Source organism: Aureimonas altamirensis (genome assembly GCF_023702225.1).
GTDB lineage: Bacteria > Pseudomonadota > Alphaproteobacteria > Rhizobiales > Rhizobiaceae > Aureimonas > Aureimonas altamirensis_B.
Genome location: NZ_JAMQCO010000035.1, coordinates 1 through 1,008 on the forward strand (window position 1 = coordinate 1; position 1,008 = coordinate 1,008).

Sequence of the window (1,008 nt, forward strand, 5' to 3'; positions counted from 1 at the left end):
CTGGCCGTCCATCACGCTCGCCGCCGTCAGCGTCAGCGTGTCGTCGCCCGCGCCGGCAAAAACGGTCTTGCCCGTGCCGCCATCGCTGAGCGCCTCGGCAGATGCCGTGCCCATGACGTCGACGACGACGCTCGAGCTCGTTCCGTCCGTACGACCGAAGATCACATAGGCCCGGCCCGCTTCGTTTGCCGATCCATCGTTGGACCGCGCCCCGATGACGATATCCGCCAGCCCGTCGCCGTTGATGTCGCCGCCCGCCGCAACGTCATGCCCAAACTGGTCGTCCGAGCACTGGCCGGTCACCGCAAAGCCGCCGATACCGCGCGCCACATCCGCCAGCACGACCGACGCCGTGCCCGAACGCCCGTAGACAACGTAGACACGGCCGACATTGGACCCGGCCGCGTCATTCAGGCGCGAGGCAACCAGTATGTCGGCAAGCCCGTCGCCGTTCATGTCGCCCGCATAGGAGATCGACGTACCCTCTTCGTCGGCAACACTCTCCGAGAGGATCATGAAGCCGCGCGTGCCCAATGAGGACGAGGCCACGTTGATGTCGATGTTGCCGGATGTACGGCCGAAAATCACATAGGACCGGCCTGCATTCGAACCGTAGCCGTACGCCCCGACGGCAATATCCGCCAGGCCGTCGCCGTTCACGTCACCCGCATAGGTGACATCGGATCCAAGTACGTTGTTTGCCGCCTCTCCCGAGATGGTGAAGCCGGAGCCGCCGAGCGCCGATAGCGTCAGGCTTCCCATGCTCGACTTGCCGAAGAGCACATAGGCCTTGCCCGCCTGGCCGTTCAGGAATGGCGCTCCGACGATGATATCGGCAAAGCCGTCGCCATTGATGTCGCCACCGCTGCTTACCGCGTGGCCCGCAAAACTGCTCGTCGTCTCCCCGGTGAGCGCGAAGCCACCCGAGCCGGCCACGATCGCGCTGGCCGCAACGGCCGTACCGCTCGTCTTGCCATAGACCACATAGACGCGGCCGGTACTGCCGGA

At 65.4% G+C, this 1,008-nt stretch carries 1 protein-coding gene; it reads right to left on the bottom strand.

Translation table 11 applies throughout. The features are described 5' to 3' along the window. Nucleotides 1–1,008 (bottom strand): integrin alpha (locus NDN16_RS20815; protein WP_251115325.1); only part of this gene is annotated, 1,008 nt, incomplete at both ends.